Consider the following 17,610-nt stretch of genomic DNA (forward strand, 5'->3'; position numbering starts at 1 on the left):
AGATGCGTGACACCGACGAGGACGTCTTCCGCGCCGCGGAAGAGCTCGGCATCGACCTGTCCCGGCGTGAGCCGAGCAGCGTCGAAGAGGTCTGAACCACGACAGGATCCGGGGGCCGCAAGCTTCGGAGGACACGATGAACGACGAGACGGCCGCACTGCTCTTCGATGTGGTCGAGCGTCTCCAGAAGAACATCGCCGCCCGCGACTGCCCCGCGATCGTCGTTCTCGAAGGAGAGCGGAGGCTCGTGCTCAGCGACTACGACTACCTCCGCGATCCACGGTCCGCCATCTCGTTCGAGACGCGAGCAGCCGCCAGGGCACAGGAGATCCAGGCGACGCGATGGGTCTTCGCCGTCCCTCTGGTATGGGTCACCACACCTGACACCGTCTACAGCCGGGCCGTGTCCAACCATCCGCTACGCGAAGGGGAACAGGAAACGATCACCTGGATGAGCTTCGACGGAAGCGACGGCGTGGATTACGGGCGGGTCCCGTACACACGCCGCCCCAGTGGAGAACCGGTGTTCGACGACCCGGAGATGTTCGCCGTAGGCGTGCGTCCGGCCCAGGCCATGCCGGGCCACACACTCCTCCACGAACTCTTCCCGAACAGCTGATCCGGCCTGGAGCGTCCCTTCGCCGCCGCACACGCTCGGAGGGGCCCGCCGACGGCCGCGGCCTCCGGGAAACGGCGAGACCCCGTCCGATCGAGGTGATCGGACGGGGTCTCGCCGACGTGCCCCAGGCCATCCGAGAACGGCCCGTTGTGAGGTGTTCACGGACGGACCTGCGTGGCCCCCGGCCCGGCCGGCACCGCGTCCGTCAGCTCGGCCTGCGGCACCGGGAACACCGGCACGGCGCCCCTGACCGGAGCCACCACCCCGACGACCGCCCTGGACCGGGGCAGCAGCCGCCACTGCGGGGGCGGGGTCAGCGTCGGCCCAGGCCGAGGCGGCGGGCGGCGCGGCTCATCAGTTGGGACATCTTGGACGGGAAGGCGTCGGGCGCGGGGACGCCGACGGGCCGGACCCGGCCGTTGTGGATGGCGCTGATCTTCCAGCCGCCGGGGGTGCGGACCAGGACGATGGTCTGCCGGGACAGGCGCCGCTTGGGCAGTTTGCTCCGCCAGGGCATCAGGACCGAGGCGGTGCCGTGGACGACGGCCACGTCCGCGGTGAGGTAACGGATCGACTCCAGGTCCCCGACCAGGGCCGAGCCGGCCAGTACACCGCGGAAGAGCAGGTCATGGTTGTGCTGGTGCTGCCGGCGCCCGCGAGCGCGGGTGCCGTCATAGGAGACGTAGTCGGAGTCGTCGGTGAACAGCGCGCCGAAGGCGTGGGCGTCGTTGTCGGTCCAGGCCTGCATGAACTCCTGGAACAGGTTCTTGATCTGGATGTCGTCGGTGGTGAGGGTGGCGGTGTCCATGGCGGCGTCTCCGAGGTATGGTTGCTTCGACCAACGAAAAGTACGATATCAGAAAGATTCGAATGTCGAAAGATTTGATCCGGGAGATCGCAATGCTCCTGCGACAGCTGCAGCAGAGCTTCGACGCCTTCGACGAGGCCGCCGCAGCGCGGCTCAGCCTCAACCGCACCGACCTGCGCTGTCTTGATGCGGTACTGGGTGACGGCCCACTGCCCGCCGGGCGGCTCAGCACCGCGCTGAAGCTCAGCCCGGCGGCCACCACCACCGTCATCGACCGGCTGGAACGCGCCGGGCTGGTCTCACGCACCCGTGACCCCGGCAACCGCCGCGTCGTCCTGGTCACCTCGACCGGAACCGCCCGGGCGGCGGAGGCGGAGCTCTTCGCCCCGGTCGGCCAGGCGGGCGCCCAGGCGCTGACCCGTTACGGCCATGACCAGCTCACCGTCATCCTGGACTTCCTCCAGACCGTCCTGCGGGTCCAGGAAGAACAGACCGCCCGCGTCGCGGCGCTGCCCGAAAGTCGCCGGGTGCCGGCGGACGACTGATCACGGGTGCGTCAGTGGCTGATCACGGGTGCGCCGGCGGCGGCCGGCGGATCTCCCCGTGATGTCCTCGACGCGGAGCGACCTTCCAGTGGCGACCACCTGGCCGACAACGGATGCGAGCGGCGCGGCCCGCCCGGCGGCTCCGTCGTCCTGCCGCGGAGATGGGTGGTGAAGCGGTCACCGCCGCGGATCTCCCGGCGCGGGCGGTGCGTGCGCGATGCGGAAAATGCGAAATCCCGCCCGATCGGAGTGATCAGACGGGATCTCGTCAACGCGCTTCAGGCCGTTCAAGAACGGCCCGCTGTGGAGCTATGGGGATTCGAACCCCAGACCTCCTCCATGCCATGGAGGCGCGCTACCAGCTGCGCCATAGCCCCTTGCGATGCAGATGAAATCTTAGCGGACTCCGGGCACCCCGCGCGCCATCATGCCGGAGACGAGAGCGACGGCGGCGGAGGCGATGGCGCTCACGGTGATGATCGCGAACGACAGGACGTAGGCGTCGCGGGACGGGATCGCGGTCCCGGCGATGGTGATCGAGGTCAGGAGGGCGGCGGTCGCGGCGCCGGAGACGCTGCCTCCGATGGAGCGGACCAGGGAGTTGATGCCGCTGGCGATGCCGCTCTGGTCCATCGGCACATGCTGTACGGCCAGCGCGCCGAGCGCCGCGTAGGCGACCCCGAAGCCCAGCCCCTGCAGCGCGTTGGCCCCGAGCAGGTCGAGTACCGAGGCGTTGAAGAGTGTGAACCAGCCGAATCCGGCCGAGCACAGGGCCGCGCCCAGGGCGAGGGAGCCGGCCGGGCCGAGGCGGGCCGACAGGCGGCCGGCCATGAAGGAGGCGGCCAGCATGGTCACGGTGCTGGGCAGGGCGTAGAGGCCGACGTCGAGGACCGACCCGCCGAAGCCGTATCCGGCCGACGGCGGCGTCTGGATGAAGCTGGAGACCAGGGCGAACGAGCCGAACATCGCGAAGCCCAGCAGCAGCGAGGCCAGGTTGGCCTGCAGGGAGCGGCTGCCGACGAGCAGCTGCAGCCGGACCATCGGCGCCCGGACCCGGAGCTGGCTGAACACCCACACCGCGCAGAGCACCGTCGCCCCCGCGAACAGCCCGACGACCCGTCCGGACCCCCAGCCCCAGTCGTTGCCCTTGGATATCGCCAGCAGCAGGCAGACCAGCCAGCAGGACAGCAGCACCGCGCCGATGAAGTCGGGGCGGCCGCCGGCCTTGCTCCCGGTGTCGTGGGCGCTCAGCGCGATGAGTACGAACGCCGCCGCGGCGAGTCCCGCGGTGATCCAGAAGACCGGGTGGTGACTGGGCGTGCGGTCGGCGATGAGGCCCGTGACGATCATGCCGAGGTTGCCACCGACGCCCATGGTGGCGCTGACCACGCCGATGGCCGTCATCACCCGGGTGCGCGGGAAGCTGTCCCTGATCATGCCGATGGCCAGCGGGATCAGCGCCGCCGACGCGCCCTGCAGGGCACGCCCGGCGATCAGCACCGCCAGGGAGCCCGACAGCGCGCAGACCACCGAGCCCAGGACGAGCAGGCCGACGGTGAACAGGATCATCCGCTTCTTGCCGTACATGTCACCGAGGCGGGACAGCAGCGGCGTGGCGACCGCCGCAGCGAGCAGCGAGGCGGTGAAGACCCAGGTGACCTCCGCGACCGGCACGTCCAGGGTGACCATCAGCCGGGGCAGCAGCGGGATCACCACGGTCTGCTGGACGGAGACGACCATCCCGGCCATGGAGAGCGCCAGCAGGGTCAGCCAGAGCTGTCTGCCCTGCGGCACCACGCTCGGATCGGCGACGACTGTCTCTGTCACGGACCACCCCTCTGCCGCCGACTTTCGCAATCAAATGGTAGATCGTAGGTGGAAAACGTCATCGCGTGGGTCATGTCACGCCAGGGATAGCGTGATACGTCTTTACTCTCATGGCCATCGACCGCTTCGAGGAACACCGAGACCTGCTGACCGCGGTCGCCTACCGCGTCCTGGGCACCGTGACCGACGCCGAGGACGTCGTCCAGGAGGCCTGGCTGCGCTGGTCGGGGGTGGACACGGCCGAGGTCGAGGACGACCGGGCCTACTTGATCAGGGTGACGACCCGGCTCTCCATCGACCGGCTGCGGCGGGTGAGGGCGCAGCGGGAGTCCTACGTCGGGCCGTGGCTGCCCGAGCTGGTCGGCGCCGTGCCCGACGTGGCCGAGCACGCCGAGCTGACCGCCTCGGTCGAGCTGGCGCTGCTGGTGGTGCTGGAGACCCTGTCCCCCCTGGAGCGCGCGGTGTTCGTGCTGCGGGAGGCGTTCGCCCTGCCGTACGCGGAGATCGGCGAGATCATCGGCCGCACCGATACGACGGCCCGGCAGCTCGCCCGGCGGGCCAAACAGCACGTGCAGGAGCGCAGGCCCCGCTTCGAGGTGGACCGCGCCGAGCGGCGCAGGCTGACCGAGCGGTTCATCGGCGCGGCCGCCGACGGTGACCTGGACGCGCTGACCGCGATGCTCGCCCACGACGTGTCGCTGGTCAGCGATGGCGGCGGGAAGGTCAGGGCCCCTCTCCGGGTCGTCACCGGCGACCGGAAAGTGGCGCGTTTCCTGCTCTCCGCCGCCTCGGACAGGGGCACGCGCAGGTTCCTGGGGTCGTTGGACACCGGCCTGACCCCGGACCTCCAGGTGGCGGTGACGGACGTCAACGGCGCTCCGGCGGCCGTGGTGACCGCCGGCGGGCAGCCGGTCTCGGTGTTCTCCCTGGTCATCGAGGACGGCCTGATCCAGACCGTCTTCCTGGTCGCCAGCCCGGAGAAGCTGCCGCGGCTGTGATGTCACGGCGCCGCCGAGCGCGATCACCGTCAAGCGGCGGCTGCGGGCCCCGGTGGCGGAGGACCTCCGTACCCGGGACGCCCGGCACCTCGGCGCGGAGGCGACGCGGGCGGCCGGACGTCAGCGCTTCCTGCCGACCCCGCCGTAACCCATGCTCGCCAGGCCCGGGTCGACGGACTCGGGCAGTTCGGCGAACGGCCAGATGTTGACCAGACCCGGGCCGGCCATCTCGAAGTCGCCGAAGAAGCGGCCGATCTCCTCGCGGCTCCTGGGCGCGAACGGCGAGTCCGTCCTCCGGTAGATCGTCGAGATGCGGGCCATGACCTCGGGGCGGCCGTCGGAGGCGGCGTGGGAGAGAGCCAGGTAGCTCCCGGCCGGCAGGGCGTCCCGGTAGGCGGCGACGACGTCCTGCGGCCCGTCCGCGTCCGGGACGAGGTGGAGCAGGAACATCATCAGGACCGCGACCGGCCGGCGGAAGTCGACCAGCTCGCGGACCTCGGGCGAGTCGATGATCGCTTGAGGTGCCCGCAGGTCGCCCCGGACCATGGTCACCCTCTCCGGCTCGGCCAAAATCGCGCGGCCGTGGGCGCAGACGACCTCGTCGTGGTCGACGTAGACCACGCGGGTCTCCGGGGCGAGCCGGTGGGCGATCTCGTGCACGTTCTCCCGCGTCGGCAGGCCGGAGCCGATGTCGATGATCTGGCGGATCCCCGCCTCGCCGACCAGGTGCCGCACGACCCGGGCGACGAGCTCACGCCCCTGCCGCGCGACCTCGCGCATCTCCGGGGCGACGGCGAGCACCCTGTCGGCGGCCGCGCGGTCGGCGATGAAGTTGTCCTTGCCGCCGAGGTAGTAGTCGTACATCCGCGCCGCGTTGGGGAGGTGCGGGTCGACGCCCCGCGGTGCCACTTCTACGGCCACAACCACTCCTCGCCCACGATCACCCACTCGACGGCGATCATAGGCGGGCGGAACGGGGCGACGTGCCACGACGGTCCCGCGCCCGCCCCGGGCCGCTCCGGCGGCGGGCTAGCCGACGGCGGTGTGCATGGTCAGCTCGGAGCCGTCGCCGGACAGCTCCAGCCTGACGGTGACGGAGCCGAGCTGGGAGGTGCGCGACAGGTGTGTGCCGCCGCACGGGATGACGACCTCGCCGCCGGGCAGGCCGCAGTGCCAGGTGCGGCGGGCGGTCAGCTCGGGGCCCGGGCTGTCGATCCAGACCGGGACGTCGGCCGCGACCCACTCCTTGAGCCGGTCGTCGACCCGCTGGGCGATCTCCGGCAGGTCCTCGGCCAGCCCCTCGGCGGTGAAGCCCTTGCGGCGCAGGGACTTGCCCAGGCGGTAGACGTCCCGGCTGCCGTCCGGCAGGATCCGGGAGGAGACGATGGCCGTCTGGTCGAAGTCGGGGTGGCCGAGCCCGTCGGCCGGGACCTCCTTGCGCCACCGGCCGGCCAGCGCCGCGTTGAGCGCGAGCGCGGCGAGGTGGCAGGCGGTGTGCCCGGCCGACAGCGCGCGGCGGCCGGCCTCGTCGACCACCAGCTCGACCTCCCGCTCCGGCACCGGCGCGTCGGTGACGTGGACGACCAGCCAGCTCCAGCCGGGGGTGCCCCGGCGCACCGGGATGTCCTCGCCGAGGTGGACGGTCTCCCCGCCCTCCTGCACGGCGCCGGTCACGCAGTCGACGACCGCCAGCCCGCCGATCGTCCCGGTGTCGGCGGGCTGGTCCGGCCAGGTGTGGTCCAGCGGGTGGAACGGGGTCCGGGCCACGATCGTCCCGTGCCGGTCCCCCACCGGCACGGTCCCCACGACCGCCGAACGTCCTCGAATCTCACCTGCCGGATAGCTGACCAGCGTCGACCCACCGATTTCCATCCCCTCATCATGCCAGTACGGCTTGCGCCGCCCCCGATGGGGCGCAAGCCGTACCGTGGGGAGAGGTCACCCGGCGAGGACCCGCTCGTCCTCCAGGTAGCGGGAGCGGCCCGCGTACCAGCCGGTCGCGAACTGCACCCCGACCACCGCGAACAGCAGCAGGAACGGCAGCGTCCAGCCGCCGGTCGACTCGTGCATCACGCCGACGACCAGGGGACCGGCGCCCGCGATGAGGTATCCGGCGCTCTGCCCGAAGGCCGACAGCGCGGCGGTGGCCTCCGGGGTGCGGGTGCGCAGGGCGAGCATGGTCAGCGCGAGCGGGAAGGATCCCATCCCGATGCCGATCAGCACCGCGAACGCCCAGGCCGCACCCGCCGGGCCCAGCCAGAGGCCGAGGAAGCCGACCGTGTAGAAGGCCACGAACGCCGCCACCACGGGCCGCTGGTCGGAGAACTTCGAGGCGATCCAGGGCACGACCATCGAGACCGGGATGCCGATCGCGGTGAAGACGCCCAGCACCAGCCCCGCCTGCCCGCTGGTGTAGCCGCCGTCGGTGAGGATCTTGGGCAGGAAGCCGAACATGATGTAGGCCACCATGCTCTGCGTGCCGAAATAGGCCGCGACCGACCAGGCGAGCTTGCTCCGGACCAGGGCCCGGGGCCCGAGATCGCTGCTTCCGGTGTCCCGCTCCGGCTCACTGCGCAACAGCGCAAGCCACGGAATGGCGGCGACAGCGGCCAGCGCCGCCCACACCCCGAGGGCAACGTGCCAGTTGCCGTCGGCGGCCCGCTCGATCGGCACGGTCGCGGCGGCCGCGAGCATCGTGCCCACCGCGAGCGCGGTGGTGTAGACGGTGGTCATGGTCCCGGCCCGGCCCGGGAAGTGGCGCTTGATCAGGGTGGGGATGAGCACGTTGCCCACCGCGCCCCCGGACAGCGCCAGGGCGCTGCTGAACAGGAACACCCCCGCCGAGCCCACCATGGAGCGGATCAGCAGGCCGGTGCCGAGAGTGATCAGGGCGATCAGCAGCAGCCGGTGCTCGCCGACCTTCCTGGCCAGCGCCGGGGTCACCGCACCGACCGACGCGAAGATGAGCACGGGTAGTGTGGTGAGGAGTCCCACCCCCACTCCGGACATGCCCAGGCCGGAGGAGATGCGGTCGAGGACCGGCCCCACGCTGGTGACGGCGGTGCGCAGGTTCAGCGCGGCGAGGACGATCCCCGCCACAAGCAGCCAGGCCAGGGATCCCGTCGTTCCACCGGTGCGGCCCCGTGTCTCCTGGGTTAGCACGGTCATGGGGGGCTCAGTCCTCCTTCAGCGATTCAACCAATCGTAGGATGATTGGCAGACTGCAACTGTAACAGGACTGAAATGCCGTTTTGTTCCTGTCTCCGCGGACTCCCGGCAAATCCCCGCCAACCCCTGACAGTGTGAAAGCCGGGCCACCCCGCCCTTTACAGGGCGTGACCCGGCTCTCTCACGCGTCAGACGCGGGCGTCAGATGTGCGGCCCGGGGGCCGGCGGCGCCTCCTCGCCCGGCCGGCGTCCGGCCGGCGGCAGCGGGCCGGTGCCCGGCGGCGGGAGCGGGGACTCCGGCGGATATCCCCCGCCGACCGTGCGCGGCGGCGCCGGCTCGTCGAAACCGTAACCGCTGCCCGTGCCGCCCGCGGGCCGCTCGTTCAGGCCCACGCCTCCACCCGGACCGAAGTCGCCCGTACCGCGGTCCTGCGGGCCGGGGACGTCGCCGCGCCAGGCTCCGGTCTCGGCGCCGCGCGCCTCGATGAAGGTCTTGAAACGCTCCAGGTCGCCCCGGACGCGCAGGCGGACGATCTGGAGCCAGTCACCGACGGTCTCGACGAAACCCTCCGGGTCGTACTCCATCTGGAGCGTGACCCGCGTGATCTCCGGTCCGAGGTGGTGGAAGGTCACCACGCCGGCCTGGTGCGGCCGGTCCACGGACTTCCAGGCGACCCGCTCGTCGGGGTGCTGCTCGGTGATCTCGGCCTCGAACTCGCGGCGGACGCCCGAGATCTCGACGACCCACGCCGTACGGGTGTCGCCCAACTGCTTGACCGACTCGACGCCTTCCATGAACTCGGGAAAGCTCTCGAACTGGGTCCACTGGTTGTACGCGGTCCTGATCGGGACGTTCACGTCGACGGACTGTTCGATCGTGCTCACAGCGCTGCCTCCCTTTCTGTGGGTTCGGGGAGCAGACCTGCCCGACGGGGCCGGGCCCTAACTATTTGCGGCGTAAAAGCCAATAAAGCCCGAGCACCGGCAGCAGGAGCGGGATGAACACGTAGCCGCTGCCGTAACCGGACCAGACCGTGGCGCGCGGGAACGCCTCGGGGTCGGCCATGCTCAGCGTGCCGACGACGAGGACCCCCGCCAGCTCGATGCCGCAGGCGGCCAGCGCCAGCCGCCGGTCACCCCGGGCCAGCGCCACGGTGAGCACGACGTAGACCGCCGCGGCGAAGGCCGACAGCGCGTAGGCCAGCGGGGCCTCGCCGAACCGCGTGGCGATCTGCACGGCGGCACGCGCCCCGGCCGCCAGGGCGAACACCCCGTAGACCGCGACCAGCGCGCGGCCCGGGCCGCTGCCGATGGCCGGCTCCCTCATGCCGCCCCCTGCCAGAGCTGCAGCAGCCGCCCGACCATGACGCAGACGGCGAAGCTCCCCACCGCGATCACGATCGCCCCCCACCGTGAGCGCTCGGCGAGCCCCAGGAACGCCGCGGCGGGCGGGATCGCCAGCGTGCCGGCGAGATAACCGATGACGGTGGCCGTCTCGTCCGGCCCCTCGCCCCGGACCATCCCGGCGACCGCGAAACCGGCCTGGACGAGCAGGCCGACCTCCAGCACCCCGAGCGCGACGAGCAGGACCGTCCCCATCGCCCGGTTCCGCGCGGCGGTCACGATCGCGGCCAGCACGATCAGCAGCGACAGCACGATCACCCCGGTCGCGAGCGGGCCGATCATCGGGACATCACAGGGGTGAAGGACATGACCAGTAGGGTACTGCCCGGCCATGCCGCCCTCCGTCCCGCGGCGCATAGGCTGGATCCATGGAGAGGATCCTGGTCAGCGCCTGCCTGATGGGGCGGAAGGTCCGTTACGACGGGGCCGCCAAGACGAGCGGCGACGCGCTGCTGGCCACCTGGCGGCAGGAGGGACGGCTCGTCCCGTTCTGCCCGGAGGTCGAGGGCGGCCTGCCCGTCCCCCGCCCGGCCGCCGAGATCGAGGGCGGCGCCGGGGGCGCGGCCGTGCTCGCGGGGGCCGCCCGGGTGCTGGCCACCGACGGGAGCGACGTCACGCAGGCGTTCCTCGCCGGGGCCCAGGCGGCGCTCGCCGTCGCCCGATCCTTCGGCGTCAAGGTGGCGATCCTGAAGGAGGGCAGCCCCTCCTGCGGGAGCCTGACCATCTACGACGGCACCTTCCGCGGCCGCCGCCTGCCCGGCAACGGCGTCACCACCGCCCTGCTCGAACTGCACGGCATCGCGGTGTTCGCCGAGGACCGCGTCGCCGACGCCGGAGAACGGCTGCGCGAGCTCGAAGGGGCCTGACACTCCCGGGTGCGGGGCCTAGTAGTCCCAGGTGTCGGTCCGGTTCTCCCCGCCGATGCAGAACACCGCCGTGCCGTGCCCGTTCCGGGCCAGGTCCACCCGGATCCAGCCGAGCGCCTGGGACACCTTGGCCTCGAAGCCCACGTTGGGCGCGGCCGCGACCAGACGGCACCTGTCGTCCTCGATGACGAACGAGACCGAACCGCCCCCGACGTTCACCACGCGCACCTTCCCCTCGGAGGCCGCCGGGACCGAGGGGCCGGGCGCGGCGGCGGACAGGGTCGGCCTGGGCCCGGCGGCACTCGCCGACGGCCGTGGCTCGGCGGTCACGGGCGACCGCACCGTGATGTGCGGGGCCTCCAGCGGGGACCGGGTGGCCCGTGGACGGGCGGTGTTGTTGGTGGGCCCGGCCTGGGTGCGGCGGGGGGTGGGGGCACGCTGGTCCGGGGAGGCGGAGGCGGTCGGCGTGCCGAGTGCGGCCGCCTGGCCGGTGGGCGCTTCGGAGGGGAGCGGCGCGGCCTCCATCCGGCTGATCGCGGCGTTGATCGGCTCGATCCTCGCGTCGTCGAAGACCTGGCCGCGCAGCACGTCGCTGACGCCGAACCAGGCTATCGACGTCGCCAGGACCGTGGCTCCGCACCACACCGCCAGGAAACCAAGGGTCTGCCGCATGCGGTGAATTATTACCTCACATACCTCTTTGTTCACTACGGTTACGTCGCATGGCGACGGTTCTGGTGGTGGAAGACGACGAGTACGTGCGCTCCGCGATCATTCAGGAACTGAGCAGGCGCCAGCACGCCGTGCGCAGCGCGGGACGCGCTCTCGACGCGCTTCGGGAGATCACCCAGAACCCCCCGGACGTGGTGGTCCTCGACCTCGGCCTGCCCGACCTGGACGGATCGGAGGCGCTGAAGATGGTCCGCAGCGTCTCCAGTGTCCCGGTCATCGTGGCCACGGCCCGGGACAACGAGGCGGAGATCGTCCGCCTGCTGGAGGCGGGCGCGGACGACTACCTGGTCAAGCCGTTCTCCGGCGACCACCTGAACGCCCGGCTGGACGCCGTGCTGCGGCGGGCCAGGGCCGCGGCCCCGCCGTCGGTGCTGCACGTCGGTGGACTCTCGGTGGACCTCAACCGGCGGGAGGCCGCTGTGGAGGGCGCGCCGCTCTCCCTGACCCGGCGGGAGTTCGACCTGCTGGCCTATCTCGCCGTCCGCGCCGACCGGGTCGTCTCCCGCAAGGAACTGCTCACCGAGGTGTGGCAGCAGTCCTACGGCGACGACCAGACCATCGACGTCCATCTGTCGTGGCTGCGGCGCAAGCTCGGCGAGAGCGCCTCCGCCCCCCGCTACCTGCACACCGTGCGCGGCGTGGGCGTCATGCTGATCACACCCTCGTGAGACGGACCCTGGCCCTGCTCGCCGTCGCCGGGGCCTCGATGATCGCCCTGGCCTTCCTGATCCCGCTCGGACTCATCGTCAAGGAGATCGCTCACGGCCGGGCCATGGCCGACGCGGAACGGCAGGCGTCGGCGCTGGTCCCCGTCCTGGCCATCACGGTGGATCCGGCCCGGCTGACCCACGCGCTGGTCAGCACCGGGGCGGGAGACCGGATCGCGGTCCACCTGCCGGACGGCGGCTCGGTGGGCACCGTACGGGCGCCCGCCGAGAGCGTGGTCACGGCCACCCGGCTGACGCGGGCGGTGACGGCGGAGACCGAGACCGGCTACCTCCTGCTGCGCCCGGTCGTCCTGGACGGCGGCCGGACCGTGGTCCTCGAGATCTTCGTGCCCGCCGGAGACCTCACCCGGGGCGTCACCAAGTCATGGGCGGTGCTGACCGGGGTGGCGGTCACGCTGGTCGCCGGCTCGGTGCTGGTCGCCGACCGGCTGGGGGCACGGGTGGTGCGCTCGACCCAGCGCCTCGGGCGGGCCGCCGGCGCCCTGGGCGCCGGGGACTTCAGCGTCCGCATCGAGCCCGAGGGGCCGCCCGAACTCGTCTCGGCCGGAGAGGCGTTCAACACCATGGCCGACCGGGTCGTGCGGCTGCTGGCCGCCGAGCGGGAGATGGCCGCCGACCTGTCTCACCGGCTGCGGACCCCGCTCACCGCGCTCCGGCTCAGCCTGGACAACCTGGGGCCGGAGGCCGAGCAGAGCCGCCAGGCCCTGGCCCGCCTGGAGTCCGAGGTGGACCAGATCATCGCGGCGGCCCGGCAGCCCTCCCGGGCGCCGGAGTCCGTCTCCTGTGACGCCGCCCACGTGCTGCGCGAGCGGCTGACCTTCTGGTCCGCCCTGGCCGAGGACCAGCAGCGCCCGTGGCAGCTGATCGGCGCCGCGGATCCGGCCCCGGTCCCGGTCGCGGCCACCGAGCTCAGCGCCGTGGTGGACGCGCTGCTCGGCAACGTCTTCCGGCACACCCCCGAGGGCACGGCGTTCACGGTGACCCTGCACCGGGGCTCCGGCACGGTGGGCGTGCTGATCGCCGACGCCGGCCCGGGTATCCCCGATCCCGAGACGGCCCTGCGGCGCGGGGCCAGCGGCTCGGGCTCCACCGGCCTCGGCCTCGACATCGCCCGCCGGCTCGCCGAGGGCTCCGGCGGCACGCTGCGGATCGACACCTCCTCCCTGGGCGGCGCCGGGGTTCAGCTGTGGTTGCGCACCGACCGGCGCGACCGCGCCCCGCGCGGGAGCCGGCGGCCGGTCGGCGGCGGCTGGCCGCGCAGGAGGAAGGCTCCCTGACCCCGCTGTCCCCCTGACCCCGCCGTCCCGGGCACCTGGCCTGTCCCGGACACCCGGTTCGTGCGGGCCGGTCGGCCGGCCGGAGCGGGCGCGGGCCGGCCGGAGCGGTGCGGGGCACGGCCGCCGCGCGGCGGCCCTACGCCCTGCTCAGCTCCATGATCCAGTTGGTCTCCCAGGTCTTCTCCCCGTCGGCGGAGAATGCCTGCTCCCAGCGGGCGGAGGCGGTCGTGATCTCCGACCAGACGAAGCGGACCCTGACCGGGGCGCCCTCGTGGGTGTCGTCGCCGTAGAACTCCCCCGTGCCGCCGGTGAAGCGGCCCACGACCGGCGGGAACAGCGTCCCGGTCCGGCTGCTGGCCCAGTGGAGCGACCACTCCTCGCGCTCGACGTCGAACAGCCGCAGGGTGAGCCCGGAGAACCCCATGCTCGGAAAGGTGATCTCGTCGATGTTGGCCGCGCCGCCGAACGCCTGCCGGGCGACGGAGGTGGCGGGGAACTCCTGCCATTCGGTGCTGCCGGTGAGGGGCTTGACGAGCCGGCGGTTGGCCACGTCCCAGGTGCCGGTGAGGAAGTCGAAGTCGTTCATGCCTGGAAGCTAGGGCCAGGTCACTGACATCTGCTGTCAGCGTTTCCGACGATAATTCAGGTCATGCGTGCGAGCCGGCTCCTCTCCCTGCTGATGCTGCTGCAGACCCGGGGCCGGATGACCGCCCAGGAGCTGGCGGCGGAGCTGGAGGTCTCGGTCCGGACCGTCTACCGGGACGTGGAGTCGCTCCACTCCGCCGGCGTCCCCCTGTACGGCGACGCCGGCCCCTCGGGCGGCTACCGGCTGCTCGACGGCTACCGCACCCGGCTCACCGGACTGACTGCGGGAGAGGCGCAGGCGCTGTTCCTCGCCGGGATGCCGGGCCCCGCCGCCGAGCTCGGCCTCGGCTCGGTGGTGACGGCCGCCCAGCTCAAGCTGATGGCCGCGCTCCCGGTGGAGCTCCGGGACCGGGCCGGGCGGATCCGCGAGCGTTTCCACCTCGACACCCCCAACTGGTACCACGGCGCCGACGAGACCCCGTACCTGGCGGCGGTCGCCGACGCGGTGTGGAACGAGCGCCGCCTGGAGATCCGCTACCGCCGCTGGAAGGCCCCCCAGGAGGTGCTCCGCACGCTGGAGCCGTACGGGCTGGTGCTCAAGGCCGGCCGCTGGTATCTCATCGCCCGCGCCGGACAGGACCTGCGCACCTACCGGGTCTCCCAGATCCTGGAGCTGCACGCGCTCCCGGAGACCTTCGAGCGGCCCGCCGGCTTCGACCTCGCCGCCCACTGGAACGGCGCCCTGGAGGAGTTCGAGGCACGGCTCCACCAGGGCGAGGCCGTCATCCGGCTCTCACCGCACGGGATGGAGCGCCTTCCCGACATGGCCCGCCCGGCCCTACTCCGGGCGGCCGAGGCCACCGCGCGGCCTCCCGGCCCGGACGGCTGGACACAGGTCACGGTCCCCATCGAGTCGCTCCCGAACGCCCTGAGCGAGTTCCTGCGGTTCGGCGTGGACCTGGAGGTCGTCTCCCCCGCCGAGCTGCGCGACCTCATGGCGGAGACCGCGAGGTCCCTGGCGCGGCGCTACGACACGGCCGGCTGAGGCCCTCTCCGCCCAGCCGGCCACCGGGCCGACCACCCCCGCACCAGGCCGACCGCCTCCACACCGGACCAGGCCAACCGTCCCCACACCAGGCCGACCGCCTCCACACCGGACCAGGCCAACCGTCCCCACACCAGGCCGACCGCCTCGGGCCGGCGGAGGGCCTCAGGGCACCGGGGCGCCGGCCATGGCCAGTGCCTCCTCACGGGTCATGGACCTCCCCCGCCCGTAGGCGGCCTCGTACGCCTCGGCGCCGAGCGCCTCCCGCGCGGCGGCCTCCAGCCGCAGCACGTCGACGTCTCCGGCGACCGCCGTCCCGCGCACCGCCCTGCCCGCGCCCAGCAGCAGGGCGGCCCGCTCGCCGTCGCCCTCCAGCAGCGCGACCCCGGAGAGCGCCTCGGTCGCCAGGGCGGCCATCGTCATGTCACGCTGCGCGGACGCCGAGGCCAGCGCCCGGCGGTGCCAGCGCAGGGCCGTGCGGGCGTCACCCCCGGTCTCGGCGATCAGACCCAACTCGATCATGATGCCGACGCGGATCTCCTCGGCGACGAACCATCCGGTCGGGCACCCGGCCAGCGCCGCCTCCGACAGCCGGCGGGCCTCCGCCGGCTCTCCCCGCAGCCGGGCGACGCGGCTCAACCGCCGGCCCGCCTCGGCGAGGACCTCCGGCGCCCCCGCCCTGCGGGCCAGCTCGGCGGCCTGCGCGGCGTCCCGGTGCCCTCCCTCCAGGTCACCGCCGCGCGTGCGCGCGCCCGCGCGCTGGCAGAGCCGCTCGGCGATGTCCTCGTCGGCGCTGAGCTCGCGGACCAGCTCCAGGGACTCGCCGCACAGCGCCGAGGCCCGCGCGAGGTCCCCCCGCCATTCGGCGACCTTGGCCAGCTCCGCCAGGGTCGTCGCCAGTCCCCACCGCTCCCCGATGGCGCGGAAGCCGTCCAGCGCGACCGACAGGTCACGCTCGGCCTCGTCCATCCGTCCGGCGTACAGCCACGTGAGCCCTTCCCCGAGGACCAGGAGCGCCCGGCTCCACGGATCGGCGCCCACCAGCCTGCGCCGCTTCTCGGTCAGGCCCGGCGTCTCCGGGTCGGGGACCCCGATCGCCATCCCCCACAGCACGGTGAGGAACGGGCGCCGCGGCGGCCTCTCAAGCGCCACCATCGTCTCGACGGCGCTGTCCAGGTGGACGCCGAACTCGCTGCGGGACCCGCCCGAGGCGATGCTCATGACGCACATCGCGTATTCCTCCTCCAGCCCGCGAGGGGACCGGGTGCCGACCGCCCTGACGAGCTCCTGGGCCCGCGCCGCCCCCTCGCCACGCAGCCCGCGCAGCCACCAGTAGATCGTCAGGGAGGCGAGCAGCCGCAGGGCCCGCTCCACGTCGAGGGCGTCCACCGCGCGCCGGAGCGCGGCGTGCAGGTTATCGCGCTCGACGTCCAGCGACGCGAGCCACCCAAGCTGGTCGGCGGTGAGCAGCCGCGGCTCGGCGGCCAGCACCAGGTCGAGGAAGTGGTCGGCGTGCGCGCGCCGCAGCCGCTCCACCTCCTCCGCCTCGGCCAGGCGTTCGGCGCAGAACGCCCGGATCGTGTTGAGCATCCGGTAACGGGCGCCGGAGGCCTCGACAAGAGACTTGTCCACCAGCCCGCTCAGCGGCTCGACCACCTCGCCGCCGGGCAGCCCGCAGACCGCCGCGATCGCCTCCAGCGTCGCCCCGCCCGAGAAGACCGTCAGCCGCCGGGCCAGCGTCTGCTCGGTCTCGTCGAGCAGGTCCCAGCTCCACTCCACCACCGCGCGGAGCGTGCGATGTCTCGGCTGCGCCGTACGGCTGCCGCGCGACAGCAGCCGGAACCGGTCGTCCAGCCTGGCCGCCACCTCGGCCACCGGCAGCGACCGCAGCCGCGCCGCGGCCAGTTCGATCGCCAGCGGCTGCCCGTCGAGGGCCCGGCAGATGCGCAGGACGGCGTCGGCGCTCGTCTCGTCGACGGTGAATCCCGGAAGGACGGCCGCCGCCCGGTGCTCGAAGAGCCGGACGGCCGGGTAGCCGAGCGTCTCCGGCGCCGGCGTGCCCGGGGGCGGCACCGCGAGCGGGGGGACCGGGCACAGGCTCTCGCCGGTGATGCCCAGCGCCTCCCTGCTGGTGGCCAGGATCCGCAGCCCGGGGCAGGCGCCCAGCAGGCGCCCGGCCAGCCCGGCGGCGGCCTCGACGAGATGCTCGCAGTTGTCGAGGACGAGCAGGACCCGCCGGCCGGCGAGCGCGGCGATCATCCGTTCGACGGGGTCGGCCGGTGGCCGGTCGGGCGCCGGGGCGAGCCCGGCCTCGCGGAGTCCGAGCGCGCCGGACACCGCCTGGGGGATCTCCGCCCCCTCGCCCAGCGGCGCGAGGTCGACGGAGCAGACCTCCCCCGGCTGCCGTGCCGCCACCTCCACCGCCAGCCGGGTCTTGCCCGCTCCCCCGGGGCCGGTGAGGGTGACCAGGCGCCCCTCCTCCAGGAGCGCGCCGACCCGCGCCAGCTCCTGCTCGCGGCCCACGAAGCTGGTGAGCTGCGCCGTGAGCACCCGCCGTACGGCCGGCGCCGGCGTCCCGGAGACGGCCGTTCCAGGCCCGGCCGGATGGGCGGCGGCCGCGTGAGGTCCGCTCGTGTGAGGTGTCAACGCGTGAGGCCCGGCCGCGTGAGGCCCGGCCGTGTGAGGCGCGAGCGTGGGAGGCCCGGCGCTCTCAGACACGGCCCCGTGGGGCGTCAGCGCGTGAGGCGTCAGCGTATGAGGCCCGGCCGGCCGCACGGTAGCCGCCGCGGCGGTGAGGGACGGGTCGGCCCGGAGCACGGCCAGGTGTGTCGCCGCCAGCTCGGCCGTGGGCTCGGCTCCGAGCTCCTCGGCGAGGATCCGCCGGGCCTCCTCGTAGACGGCCAGCGCCTCCGCCGACGCTCATGACCGGTTCGCTGGCGGCGCCGAGGTCGTTGTTGATGGTGTCGCCCATGGTTTGCCAGGAGTTGCCGGCTTCGGTGCCGTCCTGT

The 17,610-nt window shown here is 73.0% G+C and carries 18 protein-coding genes, 1 tRNA gene and 1 pseudogene; 7 read left to right on the forward strand and 13 right to left on the reverse strand.

Features of this window, described 5'->3' with window-relative positions; translation table 11 throughout:
- Nucleotides 1-136 precede the first annotated feature (136 nt).
- Nucleotides 137-619 carry a hypothetical protein gene (locus ACWDS7_RS35890; protein WP_306866513.1) on the forward strand — a complete coding sequence of 161 codons (483 nt, stop codon included), beginning with the start codon at nt 137-139 and terminating at the stop codon, nt 617-619.
- Nucleotides 620-932: 313 nt separating this feature from the next.
- Here ACWDS7_RS35890 and ACWDS7_RS35895 read toward each other — a convergent pair whose 3' ends face one another.
- The gene (locus tag ACWDS7_RS35895) at nt 933-1,427 is read right to left on the reverse strand and encodes an SgcJ/EcaC family oxidoreductase (RefSeq protein ID WP_451932883.1); all 495 of its coding nucleotides are present in this window, start codon (nt 1,425-1,427) and stop codon (nt 933-935) included.
- A gap of 92 nt (nt 1,428-1,519) precedes the next feature.
- Between ACWDS7_RS35895 and ACWDS7_RS35900 the strand changes: the two genes are divergently transcribed.
- A complete protein-coding gene (locus ACWDS7_RS35900; protein ID WP_451932884.1) occupies nt 1,520-1,972 on the forward strand; it encodes a MarR family winged helix-turn-helix transcriptional regulator in 453 nt (150 codons plus the stop codon).
- 304 nt (nt 1,973-2,276) lie between these two features.
- On the opposite strand, the gene ACWDS7_RS35905 is transcribed toward ACWDS7_RS35900, so the two are convergent.
- Both ACWDS7_RS35905 and ACWDS7_RS35910 read right to left on the reverse strand, forming a co-directional pair.
- Nucleotides 2,277-2,349 (reverse strand) — tRNA-Ala (locus ACWDS7_RS35905).
- A 19-nt stretch (nt 2,350-2,368) separates the two neighbouring features.
- The gene (locus ACWDS7_RS35910; protein WP_451932885.1) at nt 2,369-3,799 is read right to left on the reverse strand and encodes an MFS transporter; all 1,431 of its coding nucleotides are present in this window, start codon (nt 3,797-3,799) and stop codon (nt 2,369-2,371) included.
- A gap of 110 nt (nt 3,800-3,909) precedes the next feature.
- Here ACWDS7_RS35910 and sigJ point away from each other — a divergent pair, with 110 nt between their 5' ends.
- A complete protein-coding gene (gene sigJ, locus ACWDS7_RS35915; protein WP_451932886.1) occupies nt 3,910-4,797 on the forward strand; it encodes an RNA polymerase sigma factor SigJ in 888 nt (295 codons plus the stop codon).
- Nucleotides 4,798-4,917: 120 nt separating this feature from the next.
- Here sigJ and ACWDS7_RS35920 read toward each other — a convergent pair whose 3' ends face one another.
- From ACWDS7_RS35920 to ACWDS7_RS35945, 6 genes are all read right to left on the reverse strand, one after another.
- On the reverse strand, nt 4,918-5,718 hold the full coding sequence (locus ACWDS7_RS35920; RefSeq protein ID WP_451932887.1) for an SAM-dependent methyltransferase: 801 nt from the start codon (nt 5,716-5,718) through the stop codon (nt 4,918-4,920).
- A gap of 108 nt (nt 5,719-5,826) precedes the next feature.
- On the reverse strand, nt 5,827-6,669 hold the full coding sequence (locus ACWDS7_RS35925) for a metal-dependent hydrolase (RefSeq protein ID WP_451932888.1): 843 nt from the start codon (nt 6,667-6,669) through the stop codon (nt 5,827-5,829).
- A 66-nt stretch (nt 6,670-6,735) separates the two neighbouring features.
- Nucleotides 6,736-7,965 (reverse strand): CynX/NimT family MFS transporter, encoded by a 1,230-nt coding sequence (locus ACWDS7_RS35930; RefSeq protein ID WP_451932889.1) that lies wholly within the window; start codon nt 7,963-7,965, stop codon nt 6,736-6,738.
- A gap of 201 nt (nt 7,966-8,166) precedes the next feature.
- Nucleotides 8,167-8,850, reverse strand: coding sequence for an SRPBCC family protein (locus ACWDS7_RS35935; RefSeq protein WP_306866491.1), 684 nt, complete (start codon nt 8,848-8,850; stop codon nt 8,167-8,169).
- 61 nt (nt 8,851-8,911) lie between these two features.
- Nucleotides 8,912-9,292, reverse strand: coding sequence for a hypothetical protein (locus ACWDS7_RS35940; RefSeq protein WP_306866489.1), 381 nt, complete (start codon nt 9,290-9,292; stop codon nt 8,912-8,914).
- Nucleotides 9,289-9,651: a hypothetical protein gene (locus tag ACWDS7_RS35945; protein ID WP_306866487.1), complete on the reverse strand. Its 363-nt coding sequence runs from the start codon at nt 9,649-9,651 to the stop codon at nt 9,289-9,291. The genes ACWDS7_RS35940 and ACWDS7_RS35945 overlap by 4 nt, the downstream gene beginning before the upstream one ends.
- A gap of 86 nt (nt 9,652-9,737) precedes the next feature.
- Between ACWDS7_RS35945 and ACWDS7_RS35950 the strand changes: the two genes are divergently transcribed.
- Entirely contained in the window at nt 9,738-10,235 is a 498-nt protein-coding gene (locus ACWDS7_RS35950; RefSeq protein WP_451932890.1) for a DUF523 domain-containing protein, read from the forward strand.
- Between the two features lie 18 nt (nt 10,236-10,253).
- Here ACWDS7_RS35950 and ACWDS7_RS35955 read toward each other — a convergent pair whose 3' ends face one another.
- The gene (locus ACWDS7_RS35955) at nt 10,254-10,907 is read right to left on the reverse strand and encodes a hypothetical protein (protein ID WP_451932891.1); all 654 of its coding nucleotides are present in this window, start codon (nt 10,905-10,907) and stop codon (nt 10,254-10,256) included.
- Nucleotides 10,908-10,957: 50 nt separating this feature from the next.
- On the opposite strand from ACWDS7_RS35955, the gene ACWDS7_RS35960 reads away from it, so the two are divergent.
- Together ACWDS7_RS35960 and ACWDS7_RS35965 are read left to right on the forward strand one after the other, a co-directional pair.
- Entirely contained in the window at nt 10,958-11,635 is a 678-nt protein-coding gene (locus tag ACWDS7_RS35960) for a response regulator transcription factor (protein ID WP_306866480.1), read from the forward strand.
- Nucleotides 11,632-12,972 (forward strand): sensor histidine kinase, encoded by a 1,341-nt coding sequence (locus ACWDS7_RS35965; protein WP_306866477.1) that lies wholly within the window; start codon nt 11,632-11,634, stop codon nt 12,970-12,972. Before ACWDS7_RS35960 ends, ACWDS7_RS35965 begins: the two co-directional genes overlap by 4 nt.
- A 136-nt stretch (nt 12,973-13,108) precedes the next feature.
- Here the strand turns inward: ACWDS7_RS35965 and ACWDS7_RS35970 are convergent, their stop codons facing one another.
- Nucleotides 13,109-13,558 (reverse strand): hypothetical protein, encoded by a 450-nt coding sequence (locus ACWDS7_RS35970; protein WP_451932892.1) that lies wholly within the window; start codon nt 13,556-13,558, stop codon nt 13,109-13,111.
- Nucleotides 13,559-13,621: 63 nt separating this feature from the next.
- On the opposite strand from ACWDS7_RS35970, the gene ACWDS7_RS35975 reads away from it, so the two are divergent.
- Entirely contained in the window at nt 13,622-14,602 is a 981-nt protein-coding gene (locus ACWDS7_RS35975; protein ID WP_451932893.1) for a helix-turn-helix transcriptional regulator, read from the forward strand.
- A gap of 165 nt (nt 14,603-14,767) precedes the next feature.
- On the opposite strand, the gene ACWDS7_RS35980 is transcribed toward ACWDS7_RS35975, so the two are convergent.
- Together ACWDS7_RS35980 and ACWDS7_RS35985 are read right to left on the reverse strand one after the other, a co-directional pair.
- Nucleotides 14,768-17,152 carry an ATP-binding protein gene (locus ACWDS7_RS35980; RefSeq protein WP_451932894.1) on the reverse strand — a complete coding sequence of 795 codons (2,385 nt, stop codon included), beginning with the start codon at nt 17,150-17,152 and terminating at the stop codon, nt 14,768-14,770.
- A gap of 273 nt (nt 17,153-17,425) precedes the next feature.
- Nucleotides 17,426-17,506, reverse strand: a pseudogene (locus ACWDS7_RS35985) (BTAD domain-containing putative transcriptional regulator); the annotation flags it as partial.
- Nucleotides 17,507-17,610 lie beyond the last annotated feature (104 nt).

It is taken from the genome of Streptosporangium sp. NPDC003464, assembly GCF_053588315.1.